This is a genomic window from Cylindrospermopsis sp. CR12 (genome assembly GCF_001432185.1).
GTDB classification, from domain to species: Bacteria; Cyanobacteriota; Cyanobacteriia; order Cyanobacteriales; family Nostocaceae; genus Raphidiopsis; species Raphidiopsis raciborskii.
The window spans coordinates 15,354-31,770 of record NZ_LMVE01000095.1; the positions used below are offsets into that span (position 1 = coordinate 15,354).

Here is a 16,417-nt window from a genome sequence, read left to right on the forward strand (position 1 = left end):
TAAATGCCAAATTAGCAATAATGAACTAATGATGTTAAGTACCCTAATTTTGCTACCTCTAATTGGTGCAGCTGTGATTGGTTTTTATCCAACATCGATAAGTGGAAAAACTGCCCGTCAAATTTCTCTGGCCATTGCTGGAATGATTTTTTTGTGGACTGTTTTGTTAACGATTAAGTTTGACCCTAACCAGGGGACTGTGCAATTTACCGAATCCCTGATTTGGATAGATGTGTTAGGGTTAAACTATCGTTTGGGTGTGGATGGTTTATCCTTACCTTTACTATTGTTGAACGGAATTTTGACTGTTATTGCCATTTACAGTACTGATGAGTCAATCCAGCGTCCCAAGTTTTATTATTCCTTAATTTTTTTACTGAGTACTGGAGTAATTGGAGCTTTTTTAGCCCAAGACCTATTATTGTTCTTCCTGTTTTATGAATTGGAACTGATTCCCCTATACTTACTAATTGCTATTTGGGGAGGAATACGAAAAGGTTATGCAGCTACTAAGTTTCTCATTTATACCGCCCTCTCAGGAATCCTAATTCTGGCCAGTTTCTTGGGAATGATTTGGTTGAGTCATTCCCCTAGTTTTGCCCTAGAAACTGTCAATGCTCACACTCTACCTTTAACCACCCAACTGTTGTTATTGGCTGGAATCATCATCGGATTTGGCATTAAAATCCCCCTTGTTCCTTTTCATACCTGGTTACCCGATGCTCACGTGGAAGCATCCACTCCCATTTCCGTACTTTTAGCGGGAGTACTGTTGAAATTGGGAACCTATGGTCTGGTTAGATTTGGTATGAACTTATTACCCCAAGCCTGGGAATATGCAGCACCTACCTTGGCAACATGGGCTGTAATTAGTGTACTATTTGGAGCATCCTGTGCGATCGCTCAGAAGGATATGAAAAAAATGGTAGCCTATAGCTCTATTGGACATATGGGCTATATACTGTTAGCAACAGCAGCGGCTACACCTTTAAGTGTACTAGGTGCTATTATGCAAATGGTGAGTCACGGGCTGATTTCAGCCATGTTATTCTTACTGGTAGGTGTAGTATACAAAAAAGCTGGTAGTCGTGATTTAGAGGTGCTGCGGGGGTTATTAAATCCGGAACGGGGAATGCCAGTGGTTGGCACACTAATGATTTTAGGAGTTATGGCCAGTGCAGGTATACCAGGGATGGTAGGTTTTATTTCAGAATTTATTATCTTCCGGGGTAGCTATGAGGTTTTTCCAGTACAAACCCTATTATCCATGGTGGGAACTGGTTTAACAGCAGTTTATTTCCTAATTTTGGTAAATCGGGCCTTCTTTGGCAGATTATCAGCACAAGTAGTTAGACTACCTCGCGTATACCTGAGCGATCGCTTGCCTGCTGTAGTATTAGCGGGATTAATTATTATTTTGGGAATTCAACCGTCATGGTTAACCCATTGGAGTCAAGCAACAGTGCAGGTCAGTGTGCAAAAACCAGCAAGCCAATTAACTCAAGTAAGTAAATGAAACAGATTGAAAACAGGGTCCATCCCCTACATGAATTCATCGAGCAATTGCAAACCGGAAAGGCCCTACTCAAAGACAGTCCAGAAAATGTCTTAGAAGTTGTAGGGATTCTCAAAAGTTATGGTGTGGTACTAGATGCTTATTCTCAAAACCTGATCTACATAGCAGATCATCAATTTTTAGTATTCTTCCCATTTTTCAAATATTTTAACGGCAAAATCTCCCTTCCCCAATTATTCCGTCATTGGTGGCACGATCGCATTAACTTTGAATATGCAGAATACTGCATGAAAACCATGATGTGGCATGGTGGTGGGGGGCTAGATTCCTATTTAGATAGCCCTGAATTTGCCCACAGAGCCCAGGCCGTAATATCAGCTAAGTTCAAATACAACCTAGGGGTTATAGGTCTTAACCAGCTGTTTCCGGACTTTTTAATTGAACAATTGCGGATGTCCGCCTATTATAGTGGTCTCGGTCAATTTTGGCGAGTCATGGCTGATATCTTTCTCAGTTTATCAGATCTGTACGATCTGGGAAAAATCACATCTATTCCTCAAGTAGTAGAACACATCAAAGCTGGTTTAGTCAAAGATGCCTTAAAACCAATCACTTACCAAGTAAAAATTGGGGAGCAAGTTTATGATATTATCCCTAAATCCATGGGATTAACATTCCTGGCCGACACAGCCATTCCTTACGTAGAAGCGGTATTTTTCCGAGGTACACCCTTTTTAGGAACAGTGTCCCTAAACGCTCAAGCATATCAGGTTCCCCCAGACCAGGCCAAATTTGAATATGGTGCTTTATATGCGGATCCTCTACCTATTGGTGGTTCAGGTGTTCCACCCACATTATTAATGCATGACATGCGCCATTATCTACCCGAGTACCTCCATCAGATTTACCGTCACAGTTTGAGAGGTGAAGATGACCTGCTGGTGCAAATCTGTATCAGCTTTCAAAAGTCCATGTTTTGTGTGACAACTGCAGCTATTCTAGGATTAATGCCCTATGCCATAGATACAGAAGATCCCAGCGAACAGACAGCCAATCTAGTGTACTTGGAAAAGTGGATGGATAGATTTCAAACCTCCCGATTGCTGGAAGCAAACAATTAAAACAACAATCAATCGCATGCCATAGTGCGAATAATATCACCACGGGTCAGAATACCAATTACAGTACCAGCATCATCAACCACGGGGAGACGACGAACCTTGTGGTCCTGGATAATTTTTGCTGCTGTTTTCAAAGACTGATCAGGACTAATAGTGATCGGATTGTTACTCATCACTTCCCCCACAGTTTGTCCCAGAGCTTTGTGTAAATCCCGTTCGTAAGTAGCAGGGTTTTGTAAGTAAATCACACTATCCAAAAACATAATGTATGCAGGAGGAGTAATTCCTGTTTCTTGCCACATTAGATCCGTTTCTGAGATAATCCCGACCAACTTACCCATATCATCAACCACAGGCAACCCGCTAATTTGCTTCTCAGCCAAGATTTGGATTGCCTGTTTTAAAGGAGTTTGAGGATTAACCATAATCGGATTATGGGTCATCACCTGGGCAACAGTTTTAGACATGGTTATACCTATACCTTACTATAGAAACGGGAAAGTCAAGCTACTAACTTACTATTTTAGATAATACTACTATCAACTATCTCAGTTAACGGAATAAACTACTCAGGGAAGTATCCTCATGAATACGCCAAATGGCCTCCCCAAGCAAATTAGCAACTGAAAGCACTACTAATTGGGGGAATTGATCTGCTGGAGAAATAGGAATGGTATTAGTAACTATCACCTCCTCAAACAACCCACTGGAAAGACGTTCAATAGCTGGTGGTGAAAATACTGCATGGGTGGCACAAGCATATACTTGACTAGCACCTTCTTCTCGGAGTAACTTTGCTCCCTGAGTAATAGTACCTCCCGTATCAATCATATCATCGACTAAAACAGCCGTTTTGCCCTTCACATCCCCAATCACATTCAGAACTTCAGCTACATTATGAGCCTGACGACGTTTATCAATTATTGCCAGGGGAGCATCATTGAGTTTTTTAGCAAATGCTCTAGCTCGAGCTACCCCACCCACATCAGGAGAAACCACAACAATATCTTGTAGTGCTTTATTCTGTAGGTACTCCAGTAAGACTGGCGAACCATAAACATGATCAAAGGGTATATCAAAGTACCCCTGGATTTGTGCCGCATGTAGATCCATAGCCAGGACTCGATTAGCCCCTGCTTGGGTAATTAGGTTAGCAACCAATTTAGCAGTAATGGACTCTCTCCCGGCGGTTTTTCGATCCGCACGGGCGTAACCATAATAAGGAACCACTGCCGTAATCTGTCTAGCAGAAGCACGACGGCAGGCATCAATCATGATTAGTAATTCCATTAAATGGTCATTAACTGGCTTACAAGTTGGTTGAATTAAATAAACATCACAACCGCGAATAGACTCTTGAATTTGAATATACAACTCACCATCCGCAAATCTTTTGCGGATCATGGGGCCCAAGTCCAGGCCCAAGTAGCGTGCGACTTCTTGAGCTAATTGGATATTGGCCGATCCAGAAAATAATCGCAGACGTTGGTTGTCAGTCACTCCTGTGGTGACTGGGTGCATGGTTAAACTTGCAGAATTTAGCACAGCAGATCCTAGATGCGCATTCATGGCGATATTATCATCAAAGATGTAGCAGATTTCATGAACAAATGCAGAAAAATTGGGAATACCTCCATATAAATTAACACTATTTTCCCAGATTAGATTGACGATTTGTTGATTTTTTAACTTGAGAGAGATCTTCGATGTTGAACCAAAGCCAAACTCCCCTAATTGATGCCTTAAAATCCTCCATATCCAAAAACCATACCCCCTTTTATACTCCTGGACATAAACGGGGTGCAGGAGTCTCACCCATTTTAACCGATTTGCTTGGTAAAGACGTATTTAGAGCCGATTTAACCGAACTGTCAGAATTAGATAATTTGTTTGCACCTGAAAGTGCAATTTTAGCAGCACAAGAACTAGCCGCCATGGCCTTTGGTGCTCAAAGAACTTGGTTTTTAGTCAATGGCTCCAGTTGTGGTATTATAGCAGCAATTATGACCGTTTGTGGACCAAATCAGCATATTCTTTTACCCAGAAATATACATTTATCTGTGGTTTCTGGATTGATTATAGCTGGTGCTATTCCCATTTTTATCAATCCCCAGTATGATCAAGATGTGGATATTACTTGTAGTATTACATCTAAAGACTTAGAAATAGCTTTAGCTCAACATCCCCAAGCTAAGGCTGTATTAGTGGTTTATCCAACCTACAATGGAGTGTGTGGCAATTTAAAAGCCATCTGTCAAGTTACTCATGAACATAATATTCCTTTAATAGTTGATGAAGCTCATGGTGCCCATCTTAACTTTCATGATCATTTACCCATATCCGCCTTAACCGCAGGTGCGGATTTAACCATACAATCTATTCATAAAACCCTGGGGTCCATGACTCAAACAGCAATGTTACATGTTCAGGGAAATAGAATTAACATTGATAGATTAAATCAAGCTCTACAATTAGTACAATCCACAAGTCCGAGTTTTATACTTTTAGCTTCTCTTGATGCAGCACGTCAGCAAATGGCTATAGATGGTCAAAATTTGATGCAGCAAACCCTAGAACTAGCAAATATAGCCAGAAATAAAATTCGAGAAATTCCTGGTTTATCAGTTTTAGAATTGCCAAAAATTAGGCAACCAGGCTTTTTTGATCTGGATAAAACTCGATTAACCGTGAATGTAAAAGAATTAGGTATCACGGGTTTTGCCGCAGAAAATTTTCTAATTGAAATGGGTATTGTACCAGAGGTTTCTTCTTTTGAGAATGTTACATTTATTATTAGTTTAGGAAATAATGAATCAGATATTAATGCCTTGGTAAAAGTTTTTAAAAAAATCAATGATATACCCAGGTCTAGAAAATATGAGATGATCACCTCCAACATCATCTCTAAGATAATATTTAATTATCAGCCAGATAATAGGTTGGGCATTTCTCCCCGTGAGGCTTTTTTTGCCACAAGTGAAATTCTACCTTTAGAAAAGACGGTGGATAGAATTTGTGCAGAAAATATTTGTCCATATCCTCCAGGAATACCAATATTAATGCCAGGAGAAAGAATTACAAAATCAGCCCTAGATTATTTACAGCAGGTGCAGGATTTAGGAGGAGTGATTACAGGTTGTTTGGATGCAAGTTGCCATACCCTCAAAGTTGTTAAATAGGATGGGTTAGCGGTAGGGTAACCCATGGGGGCGTTGGGTTTCGTTCCTCAACCCAACCTACGTTCATGTTTAATTCCACTCACCCACTTATCCTATTTATTTATCTTTCTTAAGTAAAAAAAGCTCCTTCACCTCTTGTGCAAGTTTAGGAGCTGGCTTGATTAACTTTTATAACTGGGACCACCAAAACCATAAATTTGGGATTTTAACAACTCTTTCACTGCGTCCTCTAAATTTTCTTCTCGCAGTAAACAATCTCCTATTAATACCCCATTGACACCAACATTAGCCATCAAGGATAAATCTTGAGATGTCTCAATTCCTGACTCACTTACCACCAAAATCCCCAAATTATGTAGGTGTGATTTTCTGGCAGCCATTAACTCCAGAGTAGTGTTGATATTAACAGTTAAATCCTCCAAACTGCGATTATTAATGGCAATAATACGCACATCCTCTAACCTAATAACACGGTCTAACTCCATCAAATTATGAACTTCGACCACAGCATTCATTCCTAAATAATGAATTACCCGTAAAAGGTTATTAATTTGCTGATCCGTGAGAATGGCGGCAATTAATAAGATTGCATCTGCTCCTGCTGCTCGTGCTAAGTAAATTTGACATGGATCCAGAACAAAATCTTTACATAGAATAGGTAAAGTGACTTTATGTCGAACAATGCGTAGCTGATCAAACCCACCATGAAAGAATTTCTGATCTGTCACAACAGATATACAAGCTGCCCCAGTTCGTTCATAGGATTTAGCAATAGACAAAGCATCAAAATCAGATGAAAGTATATTCTCGGATGAAAATATCCTTTTCACTTCTGCAATTAAACTGGGTTTGTAAATGTTTTGTTGCAAAGCAGTGAAAAAATCTCTCACACTAGGAGCAGCAGTTAATTGACGTTGGAGAGAAGCAAGAGACATTTCCTGTTGAATTTGGGTAATCTCTAGTTTTTTGTGCCATATAATTTCTCTGATTATAGGTTCCATTGTGTTCTGTAGCATGATCATAGGTAGAATGAATTAACACATTATTTCCACTTCTTTTTTGCTTGGTTGATTTTGCCCAGAGCCACCTAGTAAATAGTTATTTTTCAGCAATCTGATATAAGTGCGGTATGGTATGTAGTCAATGGGGTTAAGTCCCGAAAATCTCAGCAGCAAAACACAAGCCCAAGAATATTTACCAGCTATAATTGCCTTGATTATTTGCTCTATTTGATCCGTATTGATTTTCTTATTAATCTGCCTATTATAATCATCTAACTGTCCTTTCATAGTATGCACTCCTAATTTCTGACATCAATCTATGGTCGAAGAGATGATTTAACACGCCATCAGGTTTATTTCATCTATTATCCCATTGATCAATGTCTTCAGGATACTCAATTTAACTGAGAAATAAATGAACTATTTTTAGATGGACTTGTCTATTTTTTCGGTGTTACCTTGGTATCTGTCATTAATCAATAATTGTATTCCCAAATACTTACAATCTTTACAACTAATACTTCTTTAGTTAGATGACGGATGATCCCCAAACTATTTCTAATGGTTAATTATGTCAATAGTAGGATGATTTACCTTCTGGAAATATAGTTGAATCCCCTTGATGGGAGACTACAAAAACTTCCTAAGATTGAAGTTGGTGAGGTCTATACATAAGGTATTTCCCATCTTAGTTGGTAATGACAAACAATGGATGGAATTAAATATAAGATGAACGTAGGTTGGGTTGAAGTATGAAACCCAACACCCGCATGGGTCTTGTTACTCGACCCATCCTACAAATAATTGTGCCTCCCTACTTAGATCGGAACGCTTGGTACACAATTGATGCCAAAAATTCAGTATTTGCGGGTATTTAAATCTATACAACCAGCTGTAAATTAACTGTGGCAGTCTATATACTTTTATACGCTGTAAAGACTCAGGAGTAAATAAAGATGATGAATTGTCGGGGTTCCATGCTAGAGAAAATCAATTATCAATTAAACTATCCTTCCATGAAGGATAAACTTGTCGAGTTTCTGATTAATCAAATCATAGATGCTGCTTTTTGTGTCAAAAATAATGGAGACTTTATTTATACAAATAAGTCCATGTCCGCTATTATGGAATATTCGCATCAAGAGTTGCTATCTATGAATCTAAGTAATTTGGATATAGATTTTTCCCTGAATAAATGGTTGCAAAAATGGGAAAATCTCAAAAATGTGGAAGGTCTGTCTTGGAAATCTCGCTATCGCACCAAGGGGGGAAGAACATTTGTAGCAACAATAGATTTTGCCTATATTCAATTACAAGAAAGTGAGTTTTGTTATGGAGTTATCAAAGAAAATACACAAGAGTTAGTGCCCATACTCTGCCATGAATTTCGCACACCCCTCAATATTATTTCTTTTTCCAACAGTCTACTTAAACGAAATATTCATCAATGGGAAGAAGAAAAAATGTTGTCGCTTGTTGGACACATTGAAACAGCGGTAAAACAAATTGATCACATATTGGATGACATTTTATTTTTAAGTAAGACCAAATATTCCCAAGCAATTATCTCACCGATCCAGGTAAATTTGATTGAGTTTTGTGAGAATTTAGTCCAAAAAATGACCCTAATTAAAAATGGCAGGTCAATTCAGTTTGATTATCTGGGAGACTGTAAGCAAGTATGGATAGATCCCCACATAATAGAAGCAATTTTGACCAACTTACTAGATAATGCCATTAAATATTCATCTGATAAGACTATTGTCCATCTTTTAATTGAAAATGAAGATGAGCAAATCATTTTGAAAGTTAAAGATCAAGGTATTGGCATTGCCCAGGTGGATCAAGATAGACTATTTGAAAAATTCTATCGAGGTCATAATGTTGGTCAAACTTCTGGTACCGGGCTTGGTTTATCAATTGTTAAGACTCTGGTGGATCTATGTGAGGGTCAAATCATAATAACTAGTGAATTGGGTATGGGTACCACATTCACTATTGTTTTACAATCCTTGCCAAGACAATTCAATTTTTAATATTCTATTCACAGTCACAAGTTTTTAAAAAATTATATTCGTTGAAAATGACAGCTGAATCATCAAAAAAAATTCTGGTAATTGAAGATGACCATTTAATGCAAAATCTTTTATTGGAATCTCTGAAAGCAGAAGGTTTTGCCACTATCGCAGCAGAAACCGGTGAACTTGGTCTTTACAAGGCTAAGGAAAATCTACCTGACATAGTTATTTGCGAGTTGATCATGCCAGATATGGATGGTTATACCGTTTTAACTAAATTGCGTCAAAATTCCCAATTAGCAATCATGCCATTTATTTTTCTTTCCACCAATAATTCCAAAGCAGCTGTGAGAAAGGCTATGGAATTAGGTGCTGATGATTATTTGACTAAACCTACCACAATTGATGAACTACTAAAAGCTATCCATATCAGATTAGAAAAACAGTCTCTCATGAAATCCTGGTATGTCAATAACAACTCCCCCATAACAAACAAACCAGAAAATCCAGCTTTAGTATTTCCTAATATTCCCCATTTTCAAAAGGTTTTTGACTATATTGAAAGTCATTACCAATTAGGCATTACTTTATCCGATGTTGCACAAGCTGTAGGTTACTCTCCAGCTTATTTGACCAACCAAGTATCTCAACAGACAGGAAATAGTGTCAATAGCTGGATAGTCAAACGTAGAATAACCCAAGCCTGCTTTTTATTAAAAAACACTGCTTTAACAATTGAAGAGATTGCCACGAAAATTGGCTATCAAAATTGTTGTCATTTTTCTAGGCAGTTTAGTCAGTATCAAAGTCTATCACCAAAGATGTGGAGAAAACAACACCAATTGTCTCATGTTTGCACCCAAAAAGGCATAAGTTCCACCAACTTACCCAAATCTTTAACTATTTTTCCCTTGGATTAGTAACTGGATAGCTAAGGCCAATAAACCTATGGCCACTATGCTAAAAATTCCCATTCCCAAAGCTACCACACCTACCACTAAGGTACGAACTGCGGAGGCAATATTAATAACTATTTGGTTATCGGAATGAATGGGTTTACTAGCAAAGGTAGTAGCTATAGCAATCATTAGGGAATACATGGCAAAAGCCAGTCCTCCGGAAATTGTTGCTCCAGTTATACATCTTAATGGTGTTGGTGGAGCGTTCGTATCCTGTGCGGATTTTAACGGTTCTTTCATAATTCTCTTCCTTTTCTAAACTAATTTTAATGTCTGGTTTCTAATTGGATGCCATGACCAATTGTTTGGGTTACAAACAATTCTAAATCACTATTATTAATAGCTACTGTGATTTTTTCTTTAACCGTTTCAGCATCCTGTTTTGATTCTACAATAGCAAATACTGAAGGTCCTGAGCCTGACATCATTGTTCCTAAAACCTCTGGTTGTTTGGCAAATAGTTCCCGTAGTTGTAGAACCTGGGGATAAGCTGGTAAGACAACCTTTTCTAAATCATTGTGCAGGTTATGACTAATTCCCCCTAGATCCTGAACTGCAATGGCTTGGACAATTTCTGCTGCATGAACTGCTTTGGTACGCTGGGTAAAGTCTTGATGATTTTTTATATACTCGGCACCAAATTGCTCACGATAGGTTTGATAGGCCCAGGGGGTAGACACAGCTAAACTTTTATATTTGGCTAAGACTAAATACATGTTATTTAAACTGGGAAGGGGAGAAAGTTGCTCACCCCTTCCAGTAGCAATTGCTGTTCCTCCACCAATACAAAAAGGTATGTCTGAACCCAGGTTTGCTCCTAATTCTTCCAATTGAGATTGAGTTAATCCTAAACCCCAAAGTAGGTCTATACCTACTAACACCGCTGCTGCATTTGTGGAACCCCCAGCTAAACCTGCAGCTACGGGAATCCTTTTTTTCACTGTAATATCAACTCCACCAAAGTTACTAAAAGCAGTAGGAAAATTACTGGCCATCAGCACTGCTGCCCGGTGTGCTAAATTACTTTCATCTGTAGGTATTTGAGGGTGGTCACAAAAAACTCTAATTGTTTGTGTATTGGCTGCATGTAAATCTATTTGGTCTGCTAAACTAATGCTTTGTAAAATCATTGCTAACTCATGATAGCCATCAGCACGAGCACCAATGATTTCTAAGTATAGGTTGATTTTTGCAGGTGCAATTAAACTGTATTGACGCATGTTATAATTATTTAGTAGTATTTTATTTCGGTTGAGTATGAACAGACATCAAAGACGTTGTATTCAGGGAATTAACCAGTGATACCCATTGAGATACGCTGATTTCCTCCGCCCGAACATGAGGATTAATGTTTAATCCCTCCAGTAATTTAGTCAGGGACTCACGGTCAATTACTGATTGCAAATTATTTCTGAGCATTTTTCGTTTGCACCCGAACCCCAATTTAACCATATTTTCCAACAGTTTAGGATCATTAGCTCCTATTTCTATATTTCTGGGTAATAAACGCACTACCGCAGAATCTACTTTTGGCGGTGGATAAAATGCACTGGCGGGGACTGTACAGATGAACTCGCATTCCGCTAAATACTGTACTCTCACAGATAGGGCTCCAAAATTTCTGGAACCGGGTTTAGCATATAGTCTTTGTGCCACCTCCTTTTGGATAAGTAATACAATGGAATCAAAGGGTTGGGGATTAGGATCAGCAATAGTACCCAAAAGTTTTTCGATAATTGGACCTGTAATATTGTAGGGAATATTGGCAACCACTTTATTTTGTCTTTGGAATTTAGGAAAAGCGGTCAGTTGAGATGCTATACCAAGAGTGAGAAAATCACCCTGGAGAAGTAAAAAGTTTTCTCTTGCACCCAGTTTTTTGGCCAGTAGTTCACACAGGTCTCGATCAATTTCTACTGCTAGCAAGGAATCAACTAACGGTAGCAACCGCTTAGTGAGAATTCCGGTTCCCGGACCAATTTCTAAAATCCTATCATTTACTTGACATTCAGCAGCTTTAACAATGGAGTTTAGTGCTTTTTCACTTCTTAACCAATGTTGAGCAAACTGTTTTTGTGGTCTTACCATGGATTAATTACCAGTGCTTACAAACGCATTTATTGTTTAATTAAGAATTAACAAGGGTCATCACTACTATGAAGCTCAGTTTATCAAGTGATATTTTCACCGTACTGCTATTACCCATATTACTAATTGTAGTTGGCGCGGTCAGCAGTTGTACTCCCAGAAATTTGCCAGACCCTGCCAAACCCACCTCTCAACCCTTTTCCCCTCCACCATCTCCAAATAGCAGTTCTCAGTCCCTTAGTAACACTGATAAAACTATCCAGGTTACTCTATACACAAGTGATGCCCAATGTCAAGATTATATTCCCCAGGTGGTCAGATTATCAGCAGACCAGATCATTGACCAAAGCATAGGCAAAATCCTGGAGCAGCAAACTAGTGCTGATTTTAGCATAGTTAGCTATCGTTTAGATATCTCTAATGAGATCGCGACAATTGATCTGCGAGTAGCTCCAGACTCTAGTCGTCAAATTGCTTCCCTTTCTAGTTGTGAGCAGTTTGCCCTCTTTGGTAGTATTCGCAAAACCCTCACCAGTAAACCAGAGTGGAACATTAAAGATGTTCGTTTTACCCAGGGAGATAAAGAAATTATTTTTTAAGGAGTTTTAAACCCAGTTTTGCGATAATATAGGCTAATATAATGCCAGCATAAGTTGTGTAGCTTAAAGGTTAAAGTAGGGTAACATAATGGATGTCAAGTTAATTCTGGTAATACTAACGTTTATATTTACCGTGGCTTGCCTATTTTTTGGCACTCAAAATGGATTCTATGATTCGGAAAATTATCATGGCAACGGTTCTGCACATTAATCTCATCCTCCCCTTTTGAGTGTAGTGACCAACGAATTAGAATGTTTACTCTATAGTGTTCAGCACGAGGATGAGGGGGTGTGTGTCATAGTCAGAATGGGCCCCCACCGCATTCTCTTAGACTGCGGTGCGGCTGATATTTCTTCCATCACTCAGGAAAACTCACCAGCAGATTTGGTCTTGATTAGCCATGCACACCCAGATCACTGCCGGGGACTGCTATCATTAAATCGCGCCTTCCCTCTGTTGCCTATTTACACTAGTGAAGTAACTAGTAAGTTGTTACCCTTAAACTGGACAGAACTAGAAACAACAGAAAATCTCACCTTTTGTCAAGCACTCCCTTTGCGATCGCCTATTGAAGTAGAAGAAAATCTAGTGGTGGAATTATTCCCTGCGGGTCATCTTCCCGGTGCTGTGGCAATTTTACTCACCTACCAAGGTTCAGAAAGAGACTACAAACTGCTCTACACAGGGGATTTTTTCCTTTCTAACTCCCGGTTGGTAGATGGTCTAAGATTAGAAGAACTCAGGGGTTTAAATTTGGATGTGCTGTTAGTTGAGGGTAGTTATGGAACATCTCGCCACCCCCATCGTCGTCATCAGGAAAATCAAATTGCAGAAAGAATCAATCGGGCCATCATAGATAAGTCCTCTGTACTGCTACCTACACCAGCGCTGGGGTTAGGTCAGGAATTGTTGATGTTGTTACGCTCCCACCATAATTTCACTGGACAGGACATAGATATTTGGGTTGATGGTGAAGTAGGAACTGGTTGTGATGCTTATTTAGAGCTTTTATCCCATTTACCTGCATCAGTACAGAATTTTGCTCGTCACCAACCCTTATTTTGGGATGAGCGAGTGCGTCCTCGGGTGCGACGACTAAAGGTTGAGGATTTAGACACCCTGGGAAGTTCACCCTGCATTGTCCTAACGGATTATAAATCGGATTTAAATAAATATATTAATCATGGGAATGGTGCTTCCTGGGTAGTTCTATTCCCAGAAAAGATGGCCAGTGATCTAGACAACCCCCTGGTTCAAACGGAAACATACCTTTTAGCTCAGCATAGTGATGGACCGGGGACAACCCAATTAATACATAACTTACGTCCCCAGCATGTAGTATTTATTCATGGTGATCCCACTTACTTAGCTGACCTAACTACCCTAGAAGAACTACAAAATCGTTATCACGTACACTCACCCCCTGGGGGAACCTTAGTTGAATTGCCAATTGGGGAAACACTAATACAATCCCCAGTCCCAGAAGCCAATTATCAGGGAGAATTAACCGAACTAGAAACAATTATTACCATTATCTTGCCCAGAGAAATTAGAGAGGATCCACGTTGGCAGGATTTTGCTGATACTGGCTTAGTAGAAGCCCGTTGGCAGGGAGAAGATTTGGTTCTAAAAGGTTTATCTCAACGAGATTTATTAAACAGGAACAGCTTAGACACCGCCAAAAATAAATACCAATATAACTGGTCTGAAATTGAATGCTGTGGAACTTGTAAGCACCAAAGAGGACAACGGTGTTGGAATGCCGCTGCCCCGTTATATAACTTTAAGGTTACTCTTGAAGGATACTGTCCAGCTTTCGAGCGCTTATCTGAGAATGAATCCTAGGAATCAGGATTGAGATCTGTAAATCGGTTATGGATACGTTCAGACTCAGGACAGTCCTCTGTCATCAAGGGGTCCACATTTCCGCGTGGTACAGAAGCTAACTTCTGAGTTACAGAGCCAATACTCTCCAAGCGAACCATTTCTTCCCAAGAACAGACTTCGTCCTCTTCGTCGGTTTCATAACGTAGAGTCACGAGATCACCCTCTATATCAATAATGCGGGCCCGCTCTATCCAGCGTTGCTGATCCCGCAAAAAAACACATACCTCCCGCCCATCGCAACACAGTTGATAAATCTTGCGGTGTAGCATGTAGTACTTCTACCTTTTTAAACTACGTAGTTAAACTTGTGAAAATTGGAGCATGGGCTCAAGTCCCGGGGAATCAATATCAAGTTTTGTCAACTATTATCTGTTTCTACCCAACTTAGTGATAACAAAGTTGGATGCCATCAGTAATAATTTAGTTCTTGACTGTGGGTGATTTAGGGACTCTGTTGGGGATTTACCTCATAGAATTTCAACATCTTTTGGTTTTCTCCCCACCAGGTGAATGTGTGGTAATGATTCCTTACTATCATCATGTAACAAATAACACTCAAAAGCTAGTGTTGATTGCGGTTGTTTAGGTTGCCTACTTGTAGTCATTGGCATTTCTAGGAAGTCTGGGGAATGGGTTGTACTTTTCACCCTAATGTATTTGATCTTAACTCATTTTCAGCAACAATCTCATAATCTCATAAATAAATAGTTAACGCCTATCCAACAATCACTTTTACCCGGTCTATGGTGTTATGGCTAAGGCTATAATTTTTTTATGGTGGATATCTAGGTATATTATTACTCTCTGTTACTTTTATTTTCTCTCTTAAATATGCACAAGTGGTTATCAATAATAGGTATAGGTGAAGACGGAATTGCTGGATTAAGTAAAACGGCTATTTTATTTGTTGATCAAGCTGAGATTTTGGTAGGTGGGGAGCGTCATTTAGCTATGTTACCTTCGGATGATGGGAGGAAAAAAATTTCCTGGAACTCTCCCTTTGGTAATTCTATTCAACAGGTTATACAATATAGAAACCAGAACAAGTTAGTATGTGTTCTATCTAGTGGAGACCCTATGTGCTATGGAGTGGGAGCCAGTTTAATTAGGTATATTCCTAAAGAAGAAATCACTATTATTCCCACCAACTCAGCTTTTAGTTTAGCTTGTTCTCGATTAGGCTGGAACTACTCAGAAGTGGAAACCGTAAGTGTATGTGGTCGTCCAGTTTCCTTACTGGCATCTTATATTTACCCTAATGCCAAACTACTGATTTTAAGTGAGGGTAAACACACACCAGCAATAGTGGCTAATATTTTAACTACCCGGGGTTATGGTGGTAGTAAAATTACGGTTTTAGAAAAGATGGGTGGTGTGAACGAGAGGATTTTAACCGGTTTAGCTCAAAGTTGGCACGAGACAGAAATTGCCGATTTAAACACCATGGCCGTAGAATGTATTGCCCAGAGGGGAATATGTGGGTTATCCAGACTACCTGGTTTGCCTGATGATGCTTTTCATCATGATGGACAGTTAACTAAACGAGAAGTCAGATCCCTCACCCTATCAACTTTAGCTCCCTTACCTGGGGAACTGCTGTGGGATATTGGATCAGGTTGTGGGTCTATTTCCATAGAGTGGATGCGAACTAATATTAGATGTGCAGCAGTAGCTATTGAACAAAACTCCATGCGATCGCACTACATAGCGGATAATGCCAATGCTTTGGGTACACCGAACTTGCAAATTATTCGTGGTCAAGCACCCCAGGTGCTGGGGGATCTACCCACCCCTGATGCCATTTTTATTGGTGGAGGAATCAGCACACCAGGATTGCTAGAGGAATGTTGGAATTCTCTATCTCCTGGGGGGAGAATAATGGCTAATGTGGTCACCTTAGAGGGAGAAAAAACATTATTTACGTGGTATGAACAGGTGGGAGGTAGTTTTACCCGGATTTCCATTCAACGGGCCCAACCCCTGGGCAAATTTTTGGGTTGGAAGGCAATGTCTCCGGTTACCCAATGGGTAGCACGCAAATCCTAACA

The 16,417-nt window shown here is 39.5% G+C and carries 17 protein-coding genes; 9 read left to right on the top strand and 8 right to left on the bottom strand.

Features of this window, described 5'->3' with window-relative positions; translation table 11 throughout:
* The first annotated feature begins 31 nt into the window (after positions 1 to 31).
* Together ASL19_RS10815 and ASL19_RS10820 are read left to right on the top strand one after the other, a co-directional pair.
* Positions 32 to 1,516: an NADH-quinone oxidoreductase subunit M gene (locus ASL19_RS10815; protein WP_057178352.1), complete on the top strand. Its 1,485-nt coding sequence runs from the start codon at positions 32 to 34 to the stop codon at positions 1,514 to 1,516.
* On the top strand, positions 1,513 to 2,637 hold the full coding sequence (locus ASL19_RS10820; protein WP_057178353.1) for a CO2 hydration protein: 1,125 nt from the start codon (positions 1,513 to 1,515) through the stop codon (positions 2,635 to 2,637). The genes ASL19_RS10815 and ASL19_RS10820 overlap by 4 nt, the downstream gene beginning before the upstream one ends.
* Before the next feature lie 8 nt (positions 2,638 to 2,645).
* On the opposite strand, the gene ASL19_RS10825 is transcribed toward ASL19_RS10820, so the two are convergent.
* Complete coding sequence (locus ASL19_RS10825) at positions 2,646 to 3,104, bottom strand: CBS domain-containing protein (protein WP_057178354.1); 459 nt, start codon at positions 3,102 to 3,104, stop codon at positions 2,646 to 2,648.
* 85 nt (positions 3,105 to 3,189) lie between these two features.
* Positions 3,190 to 4,206, bottom strand: a complete 1,017-nt coding sequence (locus ASL19_RS10830; protein WP_057178355.1) for a ribose-phosphate pyrophosphokinase — start codon at positions 4,204 to 4,206, stop codon at positions 3,190 to 3,192.
* A gap of 137 nt (positions 4,207 to 4,343) precedes the next feature.
* Here ASL19_RS10830 and ASL19_RS10835 point away from each other — a divergent pair, with 137 nt between their 5' ends.
* Positions 4,344 to 5,816: an aminotransferase class I/II-fold pyridoxal phosphate-dependent enzyme gene (locus ASL19_RS10835; RefSeq protein ID WP_057178356.1), complete on the top strand. Its 1,473-nt coding sequence runs from the start codon at positions 4,344 to 4,346 to the stop codon at positions 5,814 to 5,816.
* Between the two features lie 161 nt (positions 5,817 to 5,977).
* Here ASL19_RS10835 and ASL19_RS10840 read toward each other — a convergent pair whose 3' ends face one another.
* Together ASL19_RS10840 and ASL19_RS10845 are read right to left on the bottom strand one after the other, a co-directional pair.
* Positions 5,978 to 6,817, bottom strand: coding sequence for an indole-3-glycerol phosphate synthase TrpC (locus ASL19_RS10840; protein ID WP_057178416.1), 840 nt, complete (start codon positions 6,815 to 6,817; stop codon positions 5,978 to 5,980).
* A gap of 33 nt (positions 6,818 to 6,850) precedes the next feature.
* Complete coding sequence (locus tag ASL19_RS10845) at positions 6,851 to 7,105, bottom strand: HetP family heterocyst commitment protein (protein WP_057178357.1); 255 nt, start codon at positions 7,103 to 7,105, stop codon at positions 6,851 to 6,853.
* A 464-nt stretch (positions 7,106 to 7,569) separates the two neighbouring features.
* Between ASL19_RS10845 and ASL19_RS18825 the strand changes: the two genes are divergently transcribed.
* From ASL19_RS18825 to ASL19_RS10855, 3 genes are all read left to right on the top strand, one after another.
* Positions 7,570 to 7,695 (top strand): hypothetical protein, encoded by a 126-nt coding sequence (locus ASL19_RS18825; protein ID WP_255356458.1) that lies wholly within the window; start codon positions 7,570 to 7,572, stop codon positions 7,693 to 7,695.
* A gap of 78 nt (positions 7,696 to 7,773) precedes the next feature.
* Complete coding sequence (locus ASL19_RS10850; RefSeq protein ID WP_057178358.1) at positions 7,774 to 8,853, top strand: PAS domain-containing sensor histidine kinase; 1,080 nt, start codon at positions 7,774 to 7,776, stop codon at positions 8,851 to 8,853.
* Positions 8,854 to 8,900: 47 nt separating this feature from the next.
* Entirely contained in the window at positions 8,901 to 9,755 is an 855-nt protein-coding gene (locus ASL19_RS10855; RefSeq protein ID WP_057178359.1) for a response regulator, read from the top strand.
* Here ASL19_RS10855 and ASL19_RS10860 read toward each other — a convergent pair.
* From ASL19_RS10860 to rsmA, 3 genes are read right to left on the bottom strand one after another with little or no spacing between them, the layout of a single operon-like run.
* Positions 9,732 to 10,034, bottom strand: coding sequence for a DUF3082 domain-containing protein (locus tag ASL19_RS10860; RefSeq protein ID WP_006276539.1), 303 nt, complete (start codon positions 10,032 to 10,034; stop codon positions 9,732 to 9,734). The two genes, ASL19_RS10855 and ASL19_RS10860, sit on opposite strands and share 24 nt — an antisense overlap.
* A gap of 26 nt (positions 10,035 to 10,060) precedes the next feature.
* On the bottom strand, positions 10,061 to 11,014 hold the full coding sequence (gene ispE, locus ASL19_RS10865) for a 4-(cytidine 5'-diphospho)-2-C-methyl-D-erythritol kinase (protein ID WP_057178360.1): 954 nt from the start codon (positions 11,012 to 11,014) through the stop codon (positions 10,061 to 10,063).
* Positions 11,015 to 11,036: 22 nt separating this feature from the next.
* Positions 11,037 to 11,882 (bottom strand): 16S rRNA (adenine(1518)-N(6)/adenine(1519)-N(6))-dimethyltransferase RsmA, encoded by an 846-nt coding sequence (gene rsmA, locus ASL19_RS10870; RefSeq protein WP_057178361.1) that lies wholly within the window; start codon positions 11,880 to 11,882, stop codon positions 11,037 to 11,039.
* A gap of 68 nt (positions 11,883 to 11,950) precedes the next feature.
* Here rsmA and ASL19_RS10875 point away from each other — a divergent pair, with 68 nt between their 5' ends.
* Together ASL19_RS10875 and ASL19_RS10880 are read left to right on the top strand one after the other, a co-directional pair.
* Positions 11,951 to 12,481, top strand: coding sequence for a hypothetical protein (locus ASL19_RS10875; RefSeq protein WP_057178362.1), 531 nt, complete (start codon positions 11,951 to 11,953; stop codon positions 12,479 to 12,481).
* 235 nt (positions 12,482 to 12,716) lie between these two features.
* Positions 12,717 to 14,327, top strand: coding sequence for an MBL fold metallo-hydrolase (locus ASL19_RS10880; protein WP_057178363.1), 1,611 nt, complete (start codon positions 12,717 to 12,719; stop codon positions 14,325 to 14,327).
* Here the strand turns inward: ASL19_RS10880 and ASL19_RS10885 are convergent.
* Positions 14,324 to 14,638 carry a DUF6679 family protein gene (locus ASL19_RS10885; protein WP_006276544.1) on the bottom strand — a complete coding sequence of 105 codons (315 nt, stop codon included), beginning with the start codon at positions 14,636 to 14,638 and terminating at the stop codon, positions 14,324 to 14,326. The genes ASL19_RS10880 and ASL19_RS10885 overlap by 4 nt on opposite strands.
* Before the next feature lie 562 nt (positions 14,639 to 15,200).
* On the opposite strand from ASL19_RS10885, the gene ASL19_RS10890 reads away from it, so the two are divergent.
* Positions 15,201 to 16,415, top strand: coding sequence for a bifunctional cobalt-precorrin-7 (C(5))-methyltransferase/cobalt-precorrin-6B (C(15))-methyltransferase (locus ASL19_RS10890; protein ID WP_057178364.1), 1,215 nt, complete (start codon positions 15,201 to 15,203; stop codon positions 16,413 to 16,415).
* The last annotated feature ends 2 nt before the right edge of the window (positions 16,416 to 16,417 follow it).

What these genes read in the sequence shown, in the direction of transcription:
- ASL19_RS10815 (WP_057178352.1), top strand. Translation starts at nt 32, where the DNA reads ATGTTAAGTACCCTAATTTTGCTACCTCTAATTGGTGCAGCTGTGATT.
- ASL19_RS10820 (WP_057178353.1), top strand. Translation starts at nt 1,513, where the DNA reads ATGAAACAGATTGAAAACAGGGTCCATCCCCTACATGAATTCATCGAG.
- ASL19_RS10825 (WP_057178354.1), bottom strand. Translation starts at nt 3,104, where the DNA reads ATGTCTAAAACTGTTGCCCAGGTGATGACCCATAATCCGATTATGGTT.
- ASL19_RS10830 (WP_057178355.1), bottom strand. Translation starts at nt 4,206, where the DNA reads ATGAATGCGCATCTAGGATCTGCTGTGCTAAATTCTGCAAGTTTAACC.
- ASL19_RS10835 (WP_057178356.1), top strand. Translation starts at nt 4,344, where the DNA reads ATGTTGAACCAAAGCCAAACTCCCCTAATTGATGCCTTAAAATCCTCC.
- ASL19_RS10840 (WP_057178416.1), bottom strand. Translation starts at nt 6,817, where the DNA reads ATGGAACCTATAATCAGAGAAATTATATGGCACAAAAAACTAGAGATT.
- ASL19_RS10845 (WP_057178357.1), bottom strand. Translation starts at nt 7,105, where the DNA reads ATGAAAGGACAGTTAGATGATTATAATAGGCAGATTAATAAGAAAATC.
- ASL19_RS18825 (WP_255356458.1), top strand. Translation starts at nt 7,570, where the DNA reads ATGAAACCCAACACCCGCATGGGTCTTGTTACTCGACCCATCCTACAA.
- ASL19_RS10850 (WP_057178358.1), top strand. Translation starts at nt 7,774, where the DNA reads ATGATGAATTGTCGGGGTTCCATGCTAGAGAAAATCAATTATCAATTA.
- ASL19_RS10855 (WP_057178359.1), top strand. Translation starts at nt 8,901, where the DNA reads ATGACAGCTGAATCATCAAAAAAAATTCTGGTAATTGAAGATGACCAT.
- ASL19_RS10860 (WP_006276539.1), bottom strand. Translation starts at nt 10,034, where the DNA reads ATGAAAGAACCGTTAAAATCCGCACAGGATACGAACGCTCCACCAACA.
- ispE (WP_057178360.1), bottom strand. Translation starts at nt 11,014, where the DNA reads ATGCGTCAATACAGTTTAATTGCACCTGCAAAAATCAACCTATACTTA.
- rsmA (WP_057178361.1), bottom strand. Translation starts at nt 11,882, where the DNA reads ATGGTAAGACCACAAAAACAGTTTGCTCAACATTGGTTAAGAAGTGAA.
- ASL19_RS10875 (WP_057178362.1), top strand. Translation starts at nt 11,951, where the DNA reads ATGAAGCTCAGTTTATCAAGTGATATTTTCACCGTACTGCTATTACCC.
- ASL19_RS10885 (WP_006276544.1), bottom strand. Translation starts at nt 14,638, where the DNA reads ATGCTACACCGCAAGATTTATCAACTGTGTTGCGATGGGCGGGAGGTA.
- ASL19_RS10890 (WP_057178364.1), top strand. Translation starts at nt 15,201, where the DNA reads ATGCACAAGTGGTTATCAATAATAGGTATAGGTGAAGACGGAATTGCT.